Below are 19,082 nucleotides of genomic sequence, written 5' to 3'. Positions count from 1 at the left end.
CTGCTGCGTTACGGTTCCGACTGTTGCCGCACACTCTGGGCGTCAAGATGTCTCCCCTATGAGTCTATTGCGTCGTTGTACGCAATAACGGCAGGTAGTCATCATGAGGCGACCGATTTCTCGCTCACAAGCCAGATATCCGGCGACTGTTGGTTGACCTATCGTCGCCGGATATCCAGTTGTATAGCTAGCCGATACCAGACAAAATCACGCAGTTGTTAGACCAACGGCTATCCGCGCAAGCCACCTCATTTCAAGTTCTCCCAGATCGAGATTGGGTTACGTCGGTAGCTCCGAATATCCGCGGTAGCGACGTGCTGAAACTGTTCCTGCGCAGCGTTCACAGCTAGCGCCTGCTCCGTACTGAAATACACGTCTTCATCCCGCCAAAGGGGATGCGTGAGCAGGACACACTTGTCATTTCTTACAACTGCAGGAACTCCTTCGATCGACGTGGCAGCCGACCCATTGAGTGCGGACGCGGACGCCTCAATCCATTTGCCAGCGCTGGGCATCGAACGTGACAACGTAAGTGACCGTCCCGTCGTCAGCTCGAGCATGTCGAGTGCAAGCCGCCAGTCAAGCAACGCATGGCGCCGAGCGTTGTTGTACGAACGCAAGCAATCCGGGCATGACATATCGCAGATCTCACTGTGATTGGGATCTTCCCAAACTTCCTGGAGTTCGGCCAACGCATCAGTCAGCAGCGTCAAGAAATTTCCTTGTTCGCCCAGCTCAACTGCATACCCCGCGCCATTCTCCGCTGTGTCGGCAAGAAACACGCCTGCACCGACTTGGTCGTCCGCGAGCCTCCCCCGGCCAACGATCGGGAGCTTGGCAGGGACAATGCCGGCAGAAAGTTCAACCGGATCTAGGTCGAGGAGGACTTGCGCTGCCCTCCGAAGAACCTCAGCAAACGACGTATAGATTGACCGGCCGGAAGGCAGGTCGTAGAGCGCGATAGTTCCGGTACCAATTGCGAGTGGCCCGGGAGTAACGAGAAGCGCGTCAGTCACCCGAACTTCCCCAATCGTCTTCTTCAAGCCGATCGGACCAGTAGGTGTATCGGCGATCACGCTCTTGTCGACTTGCGTGTGAAACTCGTATCCCCTGCCGAAATTGTCGTTGATCGTGACAAGTTGACTATTCGCAAAGAGGTCTAACTTCAGATGTGGGAGTTGAGCAGTGGTCGTTGGCACGGTTCCCGGAGTCAGAGCTGGCGTTGAAGTCGAACTCAACACCTCTTGGTCGTCGTCAAATGAACGCGCATGGTAATCGGTGCGGAAGCCGCGGGGTTCAAAGAGCTCAACCTGCTCCACACGTTGGCCGCACGCAGTGCACATCGGCGCAGTGGTCAGTGCGGTCTGCCCGCAGGTTCCGCAAATACCAACAAGGCGGGGTGTCCCTAGTGGATCCACCGCAACAGCGTTGCTTCCCTTGACAACATACGCGGCAAACCCATTTACCGTATGCACCAATCCGTCCTTAACTACCTCCGCTCCAGGCGCGAAACTCCGTACCGCTAGTTCTAGTGCACGATCGCTGACGGTAAAGCGATCCATCGCTGACTTGTTAGTGGCTCGGTCTCTCCATAGATTCCGTACACGAGTCGGGAATCCGAACATTGGTACGACGCCGTAGCGGGCGAGCGCGGCGCTGAGCTCAGTATCCGAAGAACCTGCCTCCTTCCCTACTACGCGGTCGATCTCCGAGACGATTCCTCCTCGCATGAACTGCTTGATTGAGTCGATGTCATCATCATTGAGTGGCGTGTGTGAAGTCAGGCGATCAACGATCGAATCGACCTTGGGCGACTTGCTTAGCCATGCATGAATCCCGTCACGGTGGTCACGCCATACGTCTATCTGACCGAAAGTGCCATGATTACTGTTCGGCGTCCACGCTGGAGGTGGCACGAGGGACGCGAACGCCTCGAAAAGACACTCGCTTGATGCAACTCGCTGAACTATTCGAGTTCTGGCTAGATCGAGAAAGGGTTGTGGAGGGACATCGCCCGTAATCCGATCGGGACGGTTGAAGTAATATTCATCGTGAGTGCGGTCGCGACATATTGTCACGGCGTAGCTTAGGGTCTGCCCTGACCGACCGGCCCGACCAACTCTCTGTTGATAATTGAACCGCTGCGGGGGCATGTTAGCCATCAGTGTGGACCGCAACGAACCAATGTCGACTCCCACCTCCATGGTCGTCGTAACGGACAGCACATCGAGCTCATCGGTCAGATGGTTCTCCCGCTGAGTGAATGCACCTTTGAACCATCTCTGCCGATCGCGCTGGACTGAGAGCGGTTTGGTCTGCCCTGTGAGCTCGGCAATCGCTAACCGTCGGGGTTCTTCGTGCGCCAACCACGCGTAATAGTCGTCCTCCGTCGACTGCGTTACCTCCCGAAGGTCGGTGCCGAAACACTGACGATTGGCACATACGCCCAAATTTGGCTGAAGGTGCGCGAAATTGCAACGGGCACAACGCCAGAAACGTCCGTCCGCAGGCTGAAAGACGAGCGTTGAATCCGCTGTCGTCGTCTTCAGCAGCCAACCGCTAACCGATCGCTCGACCGCAGCGTCACTCATGAGTACGACCAGCTGCTCCTTCAGCTCGGCCTCCTCGATCCCGAGTGATCCCGCCACTGCCTCGAGGTACTTCCGCACAGGTGCTGGAGCGAGCGCGACTGCATCGATGCCTCCGCGTCGACTTCCCTCGGTTCGCCCCATGAGACCAAGGATGCGGAGAACTGCGCCAAGGAGCTCGTCTTGAGCATCTGCGTCCAGCGGACCAGGTACCGACTTCCATCCATCGACGTGGACGCGAGCGATACTTACCGACTCGAGATCACGCCTCGCTCGGTCGAATGTTGCATCGACGACAGCCGAACGCAAAGCTGACTTCAGCTTATTCTGTCCCTGCGTCAAGGGAGGTTCCTCCCACAGACCCGGGGTCGGCGGCCGAAATGCTCTGTACCAAGGGGTAGTTCCGTCCAGGGAGTCCTCCAGCTGCTGGTTCCACGGGTCTGAGCCACCGGGATTTGCCCCAAGGGAAACGAGAACATTGGTGATTCGGTCACACATCTCCGGAAAACCGACAGCGGTAACCGAATTTAGACTTGCCAACGCCAATTCAATCGCAGTCTCGTCTGCTTCGCTCAGTGGCAGACCCATGCGCTGCCGCATCCGCGACATTGCGCCATCTGCGAGTTGGGGATCCAGCCCCTCAGGATTGAGAATAGCAGCATCCAAAGCTGCCAAAGCGTCTGTACCGACAGCAAGTTCACGTCGCAGCACCTGACGAACGAGGTCGCGGTGGTGGTTTCGTGCTACGCCCGCAGCCGTGCGCGCTGCATCGTCTCGGCTGTCAGTAAAGACGATCGTCTTGGCATCAGCGGCGAGCGCCGATTCCGGTGCGCCATAGGCAAGTGACCGAATCAATTGCGACAGGTACAACTGTGTCGCAGCAGCCGCGCCAGACGTGTGAGCTCGGATCGCGGACGAAACTTGCCCTGCGCGGAAGGCCCCTTTCTTGATGCGGCCTCCCGGAGCATAATTGCAAGCAGGGCAACGATCAGGCAATGCCGGTATCCGATCATCTGCCCCCGCTCCAGCGGATCTCAGACTCACGCCAGTTGCAGATACGCCGCCACGCGCGACGATACCTAACTTCGGATTCCAAGCGACGGGCGAAAACGTCAGCTTCACTTTATCTTTCGTCCAGAAAGGCGGAAGATCATCGGGAATTCCGGGGCGGTACCAAAGGAACTCCTTCTCTGATCGCAAGAACACTGGCTTGGCGCTTTGACCTTCAGTCACCGGGTTCGGCGAGAGCAATGCTTCAGAACCCTTGTCATCGACCAGATAGCCGCCAAGGCTAACATCACCGCACTCATAGCAGTAAAGAAGTTCGAGAACTCTTGCCCCACAATCGATACATGCGCCGGTTGGCGTTGTGTACAGGCGACCGATCAGTCGCTCCGGAGGAGAGTCGGGTACACCCGAACACTCGGGGTCGCTGCATGCCCACATCCCCCGAGGTACACGTACAAAGACGTGAGCACGCAGCGGAATTGGCGTAACTTGAGTGTCATCGATGCCTGAAACAGCAAGCTGCTCAAGAACCTCCACCATCAAATCGTGCGCGTCATCACGGTCGCCAAATAGCCGGTTTGCGATGTCCTCAAGCGACGTAGCGCGCAGGCCTTCGTCAACCTTTCCAGTCCGACACGCAGCGGCGATCGCATGCGTCAAGCCCGCAACGTCGATGCTTCGACTTCGAACTAGCGCCGGATCGAGCGAGACAGGCGGCGAAATAGGGATTTGCTCGCCTGGCTGGATGGTGAAACTCTCAGGGTTCAGCCCAAAGAACTGCTGCAGATACTGCAATCCGTCCTCAGAGTCTGTGAGAGAGGCCGAAGTGGCAATAATTCGAAGCTGTGGACTATCTGCAGGCAGGCCAAGCCGACGAAAAAGCGCGCGCAGAATCATCGCAACTTCACTGCCCTGAGTGCCGCGATAGAGGTGCAGCTCGTCAACGACGAGAGTGAAGACATTATCTTCACTACTCGCGAGCCAGCTCGCAGTCTGTGCGAAGATCGACTCTTCAACATGCCGCATCATCATCGTATTGAGCATCGAATAGTTGGTAACCATGACATCAGGAGCCGCGCTTATCATGTCCCAGCGCGTAAGCATCTCGCCGGCACGCGGGTCCGGAAACTGACTCAGATCGACATCCGACCTGCCACTCGTACGAGCTTCGACGAGCGCGTCGTATTCGTGCACGTATTCCCGAAGGTCTTCGGCTGTTTCTGCTACTCGCGCCTTCGAAGTCACCCCAGAGCCGATAGTGTTGCCAGTGTACCGGCCAAACCAAATGGGATGCATTGGATCGTTGTCGCGAAGCACGCGGACTGCCCGGCGCAGTCGCGTCATCTGGTCTTCCACGAGCGCATTTGTCGGGTAGAGAATCAGACAGCGCACACCCGCCGAGCGAGTTTCACCGACTCTTGGGGCACTCCACTGCGGATTCGCAGACTTCCACCAAGGCACAGTCGGAACCTGCTCAGTCCAAGTCGACGATTCCTGGGCTAACCGTAATAACACCGGCAGAAGGAAAGACTCAGTTTTCCCTGACCCCGTACCGGAAGTCACAACGACGTTTCGCCCCCGAGAAGTACCGCTCCGGAAATGATGAATGACCGATTGAGCCTGATGTTCGCGTAGCGATAGTTCGCTGACATCTACTCCCGGAAAAAGAGCGGATGCAACCCGGTTAGCGATTGAAGCCGGAATTCCCGACTGCGCGGCAACCGTTGAAATCGGCGTCGTATTGGCATACGGAACGACAGGTTCAATCATCACCTTGCCAACAAGCGCTCCTGGCTTCTCCAATAACGCACGGCGTTCCGCCATAATAGATTCGTCGTTCAACCAAAACGCGGTATCGAAATAGCGGAGGTAGGCATCTCTCAGACCTTGGGCAAGTGTCGACGGGGTGATTGCAGTCAAGATGACTCCTAGGTGGTCAGTAATGTAATGAAGAGATCAGCACTCGCCTGACTTATGGCGTTGTACGACAGGCAGTTTCGTGCATTGCCGGCAATCATAAGTTTCTTGGGCGCCGGCAGTTCACCTGAAAAGGACACAGCTGCGCGGTCATAGAGACCCGGTAACTCACATCCGCGCGGCGTTAAGAGCTCTCCACGCGTGGAAAAATAGGTCGCGAATGTCTTACCAATTGCGTTGGCCGCGAGATGTTTTGCAAGGTGGACACTCGTGATCGATGCGTGGCCGGACACGAGGTCCTCGCTCGAGCGGAAGAGATACACGACTTCAAACCCGCGGCGAATCCTGTATGCACCGACTTCAGAGGGGTCTCCCGAAGGTAACCAACTCGCCGACTTCAAGTCGAAGCGTTCCGCAGCATCAAACCCCAGCATCGGTATGCGGGGTAATGCTGCTGCGACTTCGGACAGACGTGGCAACGTCTCAAGTATGCCATTACCAGGGTTTCGGACAACAGTTGCAGACTCTGCATCAGCGATCCTGAGCGCTTCGCGCTCACCGATACCATTCAGGAAGGAGGTACTTGGGCAATTGCTTTGAACCACAGCATGAACGGATGCTGCATCACCCTCGGCAATCAACTCTTCAATTTTGTTCGGCGGCCAAAACCCGGTAAGCCGATGATGTGTTCCGTCTTCAAGAGCCAGGCAGGAAGGCGATATCTCCCATCGTATCGGTTGCCAACGCTCATTTCGCTCGATTGATATGTGCCCCAAAGCCTCCAACCGTCGGGTAAACGTGTCCACGAAAAGTGCAGAACCTTCAAGCTGGGTGGCTACAGACTGGAGCGAGGAATACGGGCCTCCACCGAGGTGCATTAGTGCGTCAAGTGCACCATCCCAATTGACCGGTTCCTTCACCACAGCCGGCAGATCAGCAACCGTTACAACGGTCATCGAATCCTGGTCCTCATACAGCTGCGATCCACTCAAGCGGCTTCGCCGAAACCAGCTCGGATAGCGTTTGACTAGACCGCAGTACTTACACTCGCCTTCGACTATTTTTTGCGATTTGTCACCCATTGCGGGCGGGAGCTTCATGTAGTGCGCTCCAGTAACTACACACGAATTGGGGTCTGGTGTTCCTATTCGGATTGGAGAGGTCTTCTCGTTCTTACGTGACCCGATCCAAAACACTCGGCTCGATGCAGTTTCACTCGAAACCACACCCGACTTGCCCTCCGCCAGCAGCCCGCTGACAAAGGCATATTCGGCTTCTTCCTGTGATGCAGTTAACGCACCAAGCGGGGTATCCAACGAGTACACAAGCCTGACCGCTCGATCCCACATCGAGTCGACTTCGTTACTTGACCTTAAGCGCAAGCTAACCTGTTGAGTCGGAATGGTTTTCGATCCGGTAAAAAGCGCCACTTGGTAGTCGCCGTCACCCAGCTCATAACTCTTCAAGTCAACGACAACTGTGCCCGAGTCCCCAGTCCATTCGGCGATCTGAGCATTGTCGAACGATGTGCTGAGAGTGACGCGAAGCTGGGCCTCACTCTGTGAAGTAGCCCGAATCTCCGGTGGCCCAAGCGTGGACCACTTGCGGATGCGCGACGGTATTCGTAGGCCTCCCGAGACTGTGAGCTGGTTTCGCGCGAGCGGCACCAACTCATTGAACTTCGTCTCCCCCGTTGGAGCACCGAAGAGTTGGATATCAGCAAACAGTGTCCACCCTTGTGGTAGCCCTTCCAGAGTGGAGTACTTTGAGAAGCCTGGACGAGCACACTCGCCGAGAATCCTCTCAACTTCTTCGACGGCGCCAGCCGCCGCTTTAGATGTTCCTTCCGTTCGAACCAGCAAGAGTGAATTAGCACCGAGCTGCAAACGCTCCGATTGCACATAGGCAGACTGCAATTCGTCATAAATGAGAGGAACAACTTTCCGTGGAAAGCGCTTGTACTCCAGCCCGTTCTCATCGCCGCTGTGACGTATCCTCACCAGACCATCGAGCATCGACCCGAAGTCGATCGTGGACGTGTACGTAGTCCGCCATAGACCGGCGGTTCCGATGTTGAAACCAAGAGCTGTCCACTTGCCCGCAGTCTCAAGGACCTCCATGCGGCCGTCCATCTCACTGACGAGCGAACGAAGTCCAAGTGATAGGTCCAATGACGAGCTCATGAATCCAGTCCGGAGATTTGCTACCAGCATCGCGCGCCCGACGATATTGGTGCTCACCGTTTCCTGCAGAACACCATCCCAGTTTGCCAGTTCAACGGCAGCGATAGCCGCGATCCTGTCATGAGAATCAGCGCGCTGCCACAACTTACGCAAGTTGGTAGCACCGACAGATACCTCAGAAGTCAGCCACATACCCAAGTAGGTGGAGACATCTTCAGGTGCAAGACGCATTCCTGGGCTAAGCCCAAAATGGGCGAACATCGAAGGCAACTTCCGCCGATCCCCTTCCCTGACGAGAGCTTGAGACATCGGAAGTCCAACGTATCTGTGTGTCAACGCATATGCAGTAGGCAGACCTCGCTCACCTTCGAGGTTTTCTAGCCATGTGTTGACACAATTCCAAAGAAATTCTGAATGGCGCTGATAGTGACGACGAAGCGCGGCATCGTTGTCCGGAAGGGCGAGCATACGCGCCAGCCGTGCATAATAAGCATGTTGTGCGAGCCCGTCGACTGAGTTCCCCATCTCCTCGGCTGCTAATACAGTAAGAGCGAGAAACGCTAAACACGGAGGTGGGTCAATTGATCTCCGCCTCCATCGCCGGGTCTCGGACGACACCCGCTCCAGCGAAAAAGCCCCGTCCTGTGCAATGGTGACAGCACGTACTGCCTCCGACAGCCCCACTCTCGCGTCAGGTCCAGCGTACTGAGCAGCCTCACCGATTCGGTGAAGATCATCCGCTTCCAGGTCCATATATGCCGGAACCGCCTCGTCGGTAACCGGGTAAATAACCTCAGCGACGGCCTTGTTCCAGAGACGATAGCTGTCCCAAATTTGCGACCGTTGACGGGTGATGCTCACCGTTCCAGCCCCTTTCCTTTACCGTCGGCCGCCACTTCGCTTCCCTTCCATCGATTTCTATTTATCGCGACACTAGCGCAGACATACGACAAAACTGGCTCTATGCTCGAGAATCGAAAACTACGGATCAGACTTGGTCTTTGCCCAACTCTCGGGATTCTTCGATTCCAGGGTGAGCACAATCGAGACTCCAAGAAGTATGTGTCGCCAGAATTTCCAAAACTACCGACCCTCAAATAGGCAGATAGCGCGACAAATTGACCCCGGATTCCTCATCGACATGATGGTGCCACGAAACTGGGCGACCTACTTACGGTCTGCTGCCCAATCAGGCAGACACAATGGCATGGAACAACCAGGCGGCGTCAGCCACACCAGACATGACACTCGAACCGTGCCGGAAACATGCCCCGCCCGGCAAATGCCGCATTTCGTACATCGAGCCGGCTATGAAATCCCTGTGAAAACAATTGTGGCGGCGTCCCCGGGTGAAATGTGCAATCCCGATCCCCGCAAGGCAGGTGCACGGTCCCCCCATGTCATCATTTCGCCCGACTCAGACACAGACCTCCAGGCCGTTCACGCATGGCTTCTCTCCCAGCCGATCGTCGACCAACTGCGTGCCGCTGTAGATGACGCGATCCGCTACGTACTCGATGGTGCAAGAACGTGGCGATTCGACCTCACCAGCGCAAAGGTTGACTCTGACGAACGATCATCGGTGGGGACCAAACTTCAATACCACGTGATCGAGCAGCTTGGGCTTGTGAAGCAACCGCCGCTCGATACTGCAATCTTGGGCGTCGCCGTAGAGATCAAAGGAACCGTCCGAAAAACCTGGATGATCCCGCGCGAAGGCCAATGCGAAATCACCCTGATGATTCAGATTGATGCTCCGTCACACCGATTCCGCGCCCTATTGATGCGCACGCACCGTGCCTGGCTGACCGGAAAGAAAGGCAATCGCGACCTCAAACGCTCACCGCAAGCACAGGCAGTAAGAGACTATGCTCTGGAAGTCACGCCTTGGATCGACCTCCCACTCGAACCCCTCCGATTGCTGACTTTTGACCAGTTAGCAGTAGTTTTTGGCCCAGAGGGCCAAACAAAGCGACTCACCGCGTTATTCGGATACCTTCCTGAAATAGTTATTCCAAGATCAAGCATCGAAACGGTCGGAGCGACAAACAAGGACCCAATGCGGCGTGCTCGACAGGCAAAACCGAACGTACTCAACGAACACGGGCTCGTTGTCCTCGTTGGAAAGTGGCAGCCCGAACGAGCGATCGCAGCGGAACTCGGACACGACCTCAGCAATGCCGCGTGGGTTGCAGTGCCGGCAGCAAAAATGGTCGCGTTGGGATATGACCCCACAGCGTTTCTCAACACTAACGAAGCGTAGAACCCAGCCGTCGCGATGTCAGTGGTGGTGGGAGATCGCGAGGAGCTCAAACCACGGTTGCGACGCTCGAGGAATACTCGAAGGTGGCGAGACCCGGCCGCGGACCCGCCTCGCCGTGCGTCAGCGAATTGCAGTGTGACAGATTGTCGACGAATACCGCCGTCAGAATCGGATCGCGGGAGCGTCAGCTTTCCTGAGTTCCTTTGCTCACGGCAGAATCACTCCGACCATCCCGCGCGTCGGGCAAACCGCGACTCGCCCAGCACCTCATCGTCGATGAGACGCAGGACCTCCATGCCACGCACTGGGCACTTCTGCACGCACTGGTGGACGAAGGGGCCGACGAACTCTTCATCGCCGAAGATTCCCACCAACAAATCTATAGAGGCCCAGTTGTCCTGTCACGACTCGGCATCACGATTGTCGGTCGCTCACACAGACGCACACTTCAACTATCGAATAACCGCTCAGAACCTCAACTTTGCCGTTGGCATTTGGCTGGCGCAGCGTACAAGGACCTCAAAGCCGGGACCGAATCCAACGCAGGGTATCGATCGGTACGCAGTGGACCACTACCGAAGATGGTCGAATGCACTGATCAGACAGACGAACTCGACCAAATCGCGCACCACGTCTATGAGTAAATCGAGCACCGACTTGATGCCGTAACAATTGCAGTTCTCACTCGCACTCAGGACGACAGAGTTCGATTCGTCGACGCATTGCAAGAGCGAAGCGTAGCGGCGCGCGCTGGACAATTATCCCCCGACTCCTGGATACGTTAGGTCCTGAATATGCACCGCTCAAAGGTGATGGAGCTCTCGAGGTGATACTCGCCAGCGTCGGCGATGCCAATTCCGATTGAGCCCTTGGTGCGCAGTCGCACCGGAGGGTCGTCAGGAAGCCATGCTCCGGGAACGCTCGTTGCTCTACGTTGCATCAAGCCGTGCCCGAGACGAACCGGTTGTCCCGTGGAGCGGAACTCGCTCCATGCTCTCCACGATGTCGACTAGCAAACCATCCACCGCAGTCGACGAACACGGTGCGGGCGGCAGAGATTAACACTCTGCAGTAATCTGACAGCTATCAATCGGTGTTGTTATCGAAGTGAAAGCAGCAGTACCTAAATCATGTCTCTAATCGCTTGGCTCGACACTTCCGATGAAGAAGAACGTCGCATGCGGGAACTGGTGGCACTGTTCAGTGAACCTGGAACCCTCGACAACCTCGGAATCGGACAGATTCGCGACGGACTTGCTGACCTTCTTTTTCCAGGAATCTCCACCGTCCAGACGCGGGCACGCTACCTCGTTCTGATTCCATGGACGTTTCAACGCGCAGCGCTGCGCAAGTCTGGTGCAGCACTGGTGAAAGCTGCCGATCGGGAACAACGAGAGATTCTCCTCGCCCTTCGAAAGTCCGGCCACACCCAAGGTATGATTGGACGCGTTGCTGGCGCGGCAGTACGGGTGCTTCCCTCCTCGATCTATTGGAATGCACTGCAGACCTACAAGATCCTGCGCCAGGACACTCGCCCCCAGCACTTGCTACAGACTCGTAAGTCTGTGGCCATCGACGATGAGATGCTCGACGCTTCACCGTGGTCAACGCTCCCCCTTCCCGAGTCCTTTCCCGATGACGTGGCCGATCAGGGATTCGAACTCTCTGCGCCGGAGGCAAATTGGCTCCGCGAGCGAATGCTCGTGACCTGTGAGGGTTCACTACTCGCCTACTTGCTGAGCCAGCCTAGGATGCCAGACCTCGAAGTTGACTACCTCTGGGATCTCGATCTCGATGATGCACCGCAGGCGCTCCGCGACTTGGTGCAGGACACCGAGATATTTTCGTTGGCGCTGCACGGCGCCTCGCTGCTTTACAACTTGATGGTGGGCGAAAAATACGAAAACCACGACCTGACCACGGTAGAGGCGCCCGCCCAGTACTACCGAGACGAACTCGAACAGTGGAACAGTGACTACTGGAACCACCCGATCGCCCCGACCTGGCGCCGATCTCGGCTGTGGAGCAGGTTCCCAGCAATTCCATCTCGAACCCGTCAGTTCGTCGAGGCTTGGATCGACGGAGTGAACAGTCTTGGATCTGGAGTACCAACTGATTCCGCCGAACTTCGAAAGCTGATCAACGACCGCGAGTTTCAGAACAAAGGTGCACAGTCGCGTCTGACGAATGAGAAACAGCTGAGGCTGTGGCAAGGTGCGTCGGGCGCAAGTCGCCTTCAATTCCGTTGGCCGCAAGCATCACAAATACTTAGCGACATCTCTGAAGGACTGAACAATGCTGGCGCCTGACGTACGAGCAACACTGGTGGATCAACTGCGGCCGCCGACTGGCTCACGGCTCGATCATCTTGTGGGAACCACATTCACCCTCGATCTACAGTCTGCACTCGTACCGGCACTGGCATTTGCGCCGCCATCCATGGCGACAGACCCCCTGGCCTTGCTCGCATCAATTCGCAGTTGCGCCGGAATCATAGACATCTTTCACCAGGCCGGCCACATTCGCGTTCCCGAGCGAACCAACGCTCTCCTATCATTCCTCGAACCCGCAGTACACGCGGTCCGCAGCCGGCCGGGCACTCTCTTTCACCCGAAAATCTGGCTAGCCAAGTACGTGGACGAAGACAACGTCGTAACTTTTCGTCTCCTCGTCCAGAGCCGAAACCTCACCCGTGACAATTCCTGGGACATGGTTGTTTCGCTCGACGCCACAATGGGAACTTCCAGAAAAACAACCAACAAGCCCCTTCGGGAATTGCTCCGCTACTTGGCTGACGACGCTACTGTCTCGCCATTAAATAGGTTACGGTCCGAACGCATACATGAACTGGCCGACGAGATCCGGTATGCCGAATGGACCGCACCGGAGGGACTCTCCGACATTGCGTTTCACGTATACGGCGTTCCAGGACACAGACCGTCACCGAACTTCGAAGGCACTCGTCACCTTGCAATTTCACCGTTTCTCGGCGACGACGGCTTCGACACCGTAATTCCCGGAGAGAGGGTCCTCGCCACTGTCATCAGCCGCGCAGAGTCTTTGGAACAGCTCCACCCAGATACTTTGGCTTGGTTTGACACTTCCTACGTGTTGAATCCTGATGCTGGAATCCCTGATCCCGATTCGGACTCGGCAAACGTCCTGGGCGGCTTGCACGCCAAGGCATACGTTGTCGAATATAACCACCACGCAAGGTTGTTCATCGGTTCTGCAAACGCAACCGCTGCGGCATTTCGAAAGAACGTCGAGATCCTGGTCGAAATGACCGGAGCCAAAAAGAAATTCGGAATCGACGCCATGCTCGGGAGCAGCGGTCTGGGATCCATCCTCAGCCCCTATCAGGCCAACGGTGGCGCGGAGCCAGATGAAGCCGACGCTGTTCGCCGCGAACTCGACAAGGTATTGCAAGCGATTGCGTCAACCCCGTTCTCGGCGACGGTACGGCCAGTAGGTGAAGCCTTTGACCTCCTCATAGAAACCTCCGTAGCCATCGCACTTCCGGACGGTTTCACGGCCACAATCGAACTCGCCACACGTCCCGGTTCTGCTGTGAACATAGTCGCTGGCACGCCGATCGACTTCATCAGCCCAGCGCTACCTTTGGTCGATATCACGGCATTTCTCACCGTTCATGTGACCGAACCGGGTGGAGTGAGCAGAAGGACGGTTGTAGTCGCCAATTTGATCAACGACCCCGCCGAGAGGCTGGACGAAATCCTCGCGACACAGCTGAAAAAGCCCGAAGACGTTCTACGATTTATTGGTCTGATGTTGACCATCTCTAGTGGTGGAGGAGGTTCCGGCGAAGCCATCGATCGGTTCGTACCCGGGCAAGGGTCAAGTGATGGTCCGCTGCCTGGGATTCTCGAATCCTTACTACTTGCATTGGCTACTGCACCAAGAGTTCTCGGCGACATGGATGGTTTCATTCGCCGACTCCATCGCGATGACGAACGACGTGACCTACTGCCTCCTGGCTTCTCCACGCTCTGGGCAGATATTCACGCAGCCGCAACCATTCTGAACCGGAGAAGTGAATGAGTCAGGAGTTTCGCGCCGAGGCAATCCTTGCCGGTCTACGTGACTTCCAGCGAGATACCGTTGACCACGTATTCGAGCAGTTCTACAAACCGGATCCGAGCCGGCACTTTCTCGTCGCAGACGAGACTGGGCTCGGCAAGTCGATGGTGGCTCGTGGAATCATCGCGCGCACAATCGAACACCTCCAGCAAGGCCCACCTGGCACCGAGATCAACATCGTCTACATCTGCTCAAACATCGATCTCGCGCGCCAAAACCTCGAACGCCTCAATGTCACCGACAACAAAGACATCACTCATACAAGTCGTTTGACATTGCTGGCAACCCACAACAGACGACTGGATTCCGCTGAAGATAACCTTCAGGTACCCGTCAATCTTGTTTCGCTGACTCCGGATACGTCGTTCAAGACAGGTCAGCGCATGGGGCGTTCCGACGAGCGCCAGCTGCTTTTTCTATTGCTTGATCGTGAGTTCCAATTCTCGCCCACGCAGCGCACGGCAGCGCTGTCGATTCTGCAGGGCTCCGTCGCCTCCATGTCCACGTTCGACCGAGACGTCACGCTTTTCGAGGAGAAGTTCGGAGATTCGATTGATCCGGCGATTTCGGAGGCGTTTGCCGCAACAATCAATGCTAGCGAACCGTCTATCACCGACCGACTGTTCGAGCTGATGAAGAGCCCGCTCACGACTCCTGATCGAGACTCTCAGGTCACGACGCTCATTGCAGATTTGCGATACGAACTAGCTCACGCCAGCGTGAATTCACTCGCGCCTGATCTTGTGATAATGGACGAATTCCAGCGGTTCACTGAGCTTTTGGACGAGGGGACACCGTCAGGCGAACTTGCGCGTCACCTGTTCGGTCAACCCGGAACTCGAGTACTTCTTTTGTCGGCAACGCCCTACAAACCATTTACCGAGGCCGACGATAACAGTTCCGACCACTATTCGGATTTCACCAAAACTGTCAACTTCCTTGCCGAAGGTTCAGCGTCCGCGAAATCTGGTGAAATCACCGAATTGCTCAAACAGTTCCGAGATGCCGTCATCGAAGATCGTGAAGCCACTCAGACAATGACGGACCTACGAAACCTACTCTTGTCCTTGATGTGTCGCGTGGAACGACCTGTCAATGCAGATCGCACCATGGTCTTGGATCGTCGGTCCACGATCAACGGAATCGCACCGCAAGAACTACTTGGATATGCAGCCTTGCGACGCCTCGCCATGGAGCTCGACGCCCAGTTCAGCGTGGACTACTGGAAATCCGTGCCGTACTTCGTAAACTTCATGAGTAACTACCAGTTCGGCCAGAAATACGCTGCGGCAGCCGGAGATCGCGAGTCGCGGCTGCTCGATGTCAACCGGATCGACACTGCATCCGTCCGCAAGTTCGGTGAGATCGAGGCCGGAAATGCCCGAACTCGGAAGTTCCGCGACGACACCGTCGATCAAGGTTGGGAGAAGCTGTTGTGGATCCCGCCCAGCCTTCCCTACCTCACTGCAGGTGGACCCTTTGCAGATCCCAATCTCGCGCAGATAACCAAGCGCCTGGTGTTCTCCAGCTGGTCCTCCACGCCGCCGGCTGTCGCTTCAATCTTGAGCTATCACGCGGAGCATCGTTTGATGCAAGGGCATTCATCGATAGTTCCCAATGATTCCGAGAGTCTCCGGGCAATCGGTTCGCCACTGGAGTATCGCGCGTCGAACCCGCAAATGACCACGCTTGCTTTGTTCTGGCCGATGCCACACCTCGCAGCACTAGCTGACCCGCTCGCAACAGCGCGTGATCATGTCGACCCAGTCGACACTACGACCTTCGAACATGTTGTGGCAGAGAAGTTTCGATCGATAGTTCCCCAAGATCGCGAGACCTCGAGCGCAACTGGTGCGCAACACTTCTACTGGTCATGGCCGATGCATGTAGAACGTCAGCATCTGGATTTGTTCGATTTCAGCTCGCACGATTCGAGTTGGCTACGCGATGTCCTTCAAGCTCGCTTTGATCGCGATTCCGATGATGATGAGCCAACCAATATCGATCCATTCCTCGCACTCGCCGAAGGTTCTACTCCGCTAGCTGACGGTCGGATGCCACCCGATCTGGCCGAAGTGACGGCCAAACTCGCTGCACACTCCCCCGCAAACTGCGCTTGGCGCTCACTGAAGCGATTACGAATTGCCCCGGAAGTCACTGAGATCGATATCTGGGGAGCGGCAGCCACAATTGCGGCTGGACTCCGATCTACGCTCAACCGTTGGCAAAGCGCAGTGCTTCTCCGACAGCTGTACCCGGAGCTGCCATATTGGCGACAAGTTCTGCAATACTGCGCCGACGGAAACCTACAGGCCGTACTCGACGAGTATCTCGGCCAGCTGACGCCTAGCCACGAGGACGTACCGCTCGACGCAAATAGGCTTTACGAAATCGCCAATTCGGTGGAGGAGGCAATGTCAGTTCGAGTGGGTCAAAGCCTCTCTCACGACCCCCTCGACGAGGCCGATAACATCCGCTTCCGAACACATCTGGCCGTTCAATACGGCGGTAAGTCGGAGAGCGATGAATCACTACGCCCCGCTCACATCCGGCACGCCTTCAACAGCCCGTTCTGGCCGTTCATCGTGATCTCAACCAGTGCCGGCCAAGAAGGGATCGACTTCCACCCCTGGTGCCATCATGTGGTGCACTGGAATACACCATCGAACCCTGTAGATTTCGAGCAGCGCGACGGGCGCGTCAATCGTTTCCGTGGACATGCCGTGCGACGCAACCTCGTCGAGCGCCACCGCATCAGCATTCTGGGCGCTCATGACGTTCATCCGTGGACAGCCGCGTACACAATTCCCGACGAGGACCTGGGTGGATTGGTCCCGGATTGGATTTATCCCGGCTCGCACAAAGTAATTCGAGAGTTGATGCCCTACGAGCTAAGTATCGATGGTCCGCGGCTTGAAAAGGCAAAGTCAGGAGTTGCCCTGTACCGGCTCGCTTTCGGGCAGCCCCGGCAGGAAGACCTAATCGAACTCCTCAAACATCGCGATGTCGATGGTGAGGCCGCAGCCAATATGCGCCTCGACCTCACCCCGCCGCATCGAGAGAAAGACTGAGATCAGTCTTCATCCACCTCAACGCCGTAGCCGACAGCCATAGCGCCAAGGCCGTGGTTATGCCCCTGACCTACCGCCCGGAGGCGCCAAATATCTCCGCGGCGGTAGATCTCGGCGAGCACCATGGTTCGTTCGACAGTTCCAAGATCGAGCACAAATGTGGCAAATGTTCCGTCGGGACCATCAACGCTGACCGATACGGCACCCAAATCGCCGAAGGTCCGTTCACCGTCCACTGCAGCCGCTATTGCAACACGCTTGCATTCGGCAGGCAGAGAGTCGAGATCTGCACGAATACTCTGCTCGCTGTCCCCGTCGACGGAAAGCTCCACTGCGCCGTCCTCATCCACGGTGTTGTTGTAGAAGACAAAATCCTGATCGGAATCAATCTTGTTGGCGCCGTCCAAGAGGAAGGCAACTACGTCAACGTCGAATTCGTCGCCGACATTCTCGGCCCGCCACGCAACATTGATCGACCAAGTCGGCTGAGCTACAGGAAGATCAACAACCTCGCCACGCATCAAAATAGGTGCAGACAAGCGTGATTCAAGCTTCATATGTGCGGGAACCACACCAGAGACCAACGCCTCGTTGACATCGGATTCTGTAATCTTCGGGAGCCCCCGGTCGGTGACCCTGGCCATCCGCTTGTCGGACTCACCGCCCTCCAAGATCAGAACCTCAGTGACCGCAGTGGTGAAGTTGAGTGACGGACGAGCACCGAGCTGAAGAATGCGTGACCGCATGATCACGCCGTCGAGGTGGCTGCCGCCTAGAATCAGTACCCGGCGCCCCTGCCACGCTTTCGCCTTTCGATTCGCGAGAGGTGATGCAGTCGCGATAGTGGACGGACCGACGACGGGACGAGGTTGCGCCGGTACGACAATCTCCGGCACCAGAACTGCCGCACGCTCGACCTCGATAACCTCAGGGAACGTCGCTGTGTCAGGCTCTGAAACCACGTTGGGCACCACCACCGGAGCACCCTCGCTCTTGATCTCACCCGGCATCGCACGTGCCAACAAATCTTCGAGCTGCTGCTCCGAGATGATGGGAATTCCGTCGGCCTCGGCCTTTCGTACCTTCCCACTCTGCGATGCGGCGTTGTCGCACACCACCACACTCGTCTGTCGACTCACGGTATTCATGACATCGAAACCCGTGTTTGTGAGCCGGGTTGCCAAAGCAATCCGAGGTATGCGCGTCGGACCGCTGATGACTACCTTCATGCCCTGGACCAGCCCACGCGTCAGATCGAGGCGTCCAGGATTCGCGAATGACGACGGCACACGCTTGATCTGCTGCGGGTGAACCGTGACCCGGCGATCCTTACAGCCGACCACTGGAAGCGGGAGTTGCAGTGTGTCGGCAAGTGATGCGCTCCGCCCGAAGACCTCGACCAGTACCCGAGCATCGTCATACGCGTCGTGTGCGTTGAGTTGCTCGATCTTCCAGTACTCGGCCAACGTTGCAAGCCGATGATTGGGCACATCGAGCTCCAGACGACGCGATAGCGCCAGTGTGCACAATCTCTTCTCGATCGGAGTACCGAAACCTGCGCGTTGAAACTCTGCGTCGAGGAAGCCGTAGTCGAACGACGCGTTGTGCGCCACCATAGTCCGGCCCGAGAGCAACTCACCGAATTCCTCGGCAATGTCTTCGAAACGCGGTGCACCGGCCAATCGGTCGGGACTGAGGCCGTGAACGTGGACGGGTCCAGGATCGCATCCCGGATTGAGCAGCGTCGAGAACTGGCGCTCTACCGATCCATCCTCACGCAGGACTAATGCGGCGATACTGAGCGCACGATGCGACGCCGACCGCATTCCTGACGTCTCGACATCGAGAACGACCCAGCGGTGGTCCGCAGGCAGACGAAGCGTCTCGGCGTGGCTCAACGCACTAGTCATCGAAATTCCTCCATCAGAAAACTATTCAAACGATCGGCTGG

Annotated in this window: 8 protein-coding genes; 4 read left to right on the top strand and 4 right to left on the bottom strand. The window is 56.7% G+C overall.

Translation table 11 applies throughout. From position 1 onward, the window contains the following. Positions 1–248: 248 nt before the first annotated feature. Positions 249–5,516: a DEAD/DEAH box helicase gene (locus tag ACFRFQ_RS28895; protein WP_378665040.1), complete on the bottom strand. Its 5,268-nt coding sequence runs from the start codon at positions 5,514–5,516 to the stop codon at positions 249–251. Positions 5,517–5,524: 8 nt separating this feature from the next. Beyond that, positions 5,525–8,557 carry a hypothetical protein gene (locus ACFRFQ_RS28890; RefSeq protein WP_378665039.1) on the bottom strand — a complete coding sequence of 1,011 codons (3,033 nt, stop codon included), beginning with the start codon at positions 8,555–8,557 and terminating at the stop codon, positions 5,525–5,527. Positions 8,558–9,017: 460 nt separating this feature from the next. On the opposite strand from ACFRFQ_RS28890, the gene ACFRFQ_RS28885 reads away from it, so the two are divergent. Next, positions 9,018–9,959, top strand: coding sequence for a NaeI family type II restriction endonuclease (locus ACFRFQ_RS28885; protein WP_378665038.1), 942 nt, complete (start codon positions 9,018–9,020; stop codon positions 9,957–9,959). Positions 9,960–10,177: 218 nt separating this feature from the next. On the opposite strand, the gene ACFRFQ_RS28880 is transcribed toward ACFRFQ_RS28885, so the two are convergent. Further along, on the bottom strand, positions 10,178–10,330 hold the full coding sequence (locus ACFRFQ_RS28880) for a hypothetical protein (RefSeq protein WP_378665037.1): 153 nt from the start codon (positions 10,328–10,330) through the stop codon (positions 10,178–10,180). A 759-nt stretch (positions 10,331–11,089) separates the two neighbouring features. On the opposite strand from ACFRFQ_RS28880, the gene ACFRFQ_RS28875 reads away from it, so the two are divergent. The 3 genes from ACFRFQ_RS28875 to ACFRFQ_RS28865 are packed head-to-tail and all read left to right on the top strand — an operon-like array spanning position 11,090 to position 17,131. Next, on the top strand, positions 11,090–12,268 hold the full coding sequence (locus ACFRFQ_RS28875; RefSeq protein WP_378665036.1) for a DUF6361 family protein: 1,179 nt from the start codon (positions 11,090–11,092) through the stop codon (positions 12,266–12,268). Continuing rightward, positions 12,255–14,021, top strand: a complete 1,767-nt coding sequence (locus ACFRFQ_RS28870; RefSeq protein WP_378665035.1) for a phospholipase D family protein — start codon at positions 12,255–12,257, stop codon at positions 14,019–14,021. The genes ACFRFQ_RS28875 and ACFRFQ_RS28870 overlap by 14 nt, the downstream gene beginning before the upstream one ends. Next, a complete protein-coding gene (locus ACFRFQ_RS28865) occupies positions 14,018–17,131 on the top strand; it encodes a helicase-related protein (protein WP_378665034.1) in 3,114 nt (1,037 codons plus the stop codon). The genes ACFRFQ_RS28870 and ACFRFQ_RS28865 overlap by 4 nt, the downstream gene beginning before the upstream one ends. Before the next feature lie 2 nt (positions 17,132–17,133). Here the strand turns inward: ACFRFQ_RS28865 and ACFRFQ_RS28860 are convergent, their stop codons facing one another. After that, positions 17,134–19,041: a TerD family protein gene (locus tag ACFRFQ_RS28860; protein WP_378665033.1), complete on the bottom strand. Its 1,908-nt coding sequence runs from the start codon at positions 19,039–19,041 to the stop codon at positions 17,134–17,136. Positions 19,042–19,082 lie beyond the last annotated feature (41 nt).

The sequence above is a fragment of the Rhodococcus sp. NPDC056743 genome (assembly GCF_042790355.1).
In the GTDB taxonomy this organism is placed as follows: Bacteria; Actinomycetota; Actinomycetes; order Mycobacteriales; family Mycobacteriaceae; genus Rhodococcus_F.
This window is presented reverse-complemented; position numbering and strand designations above follow the sequence as displayed.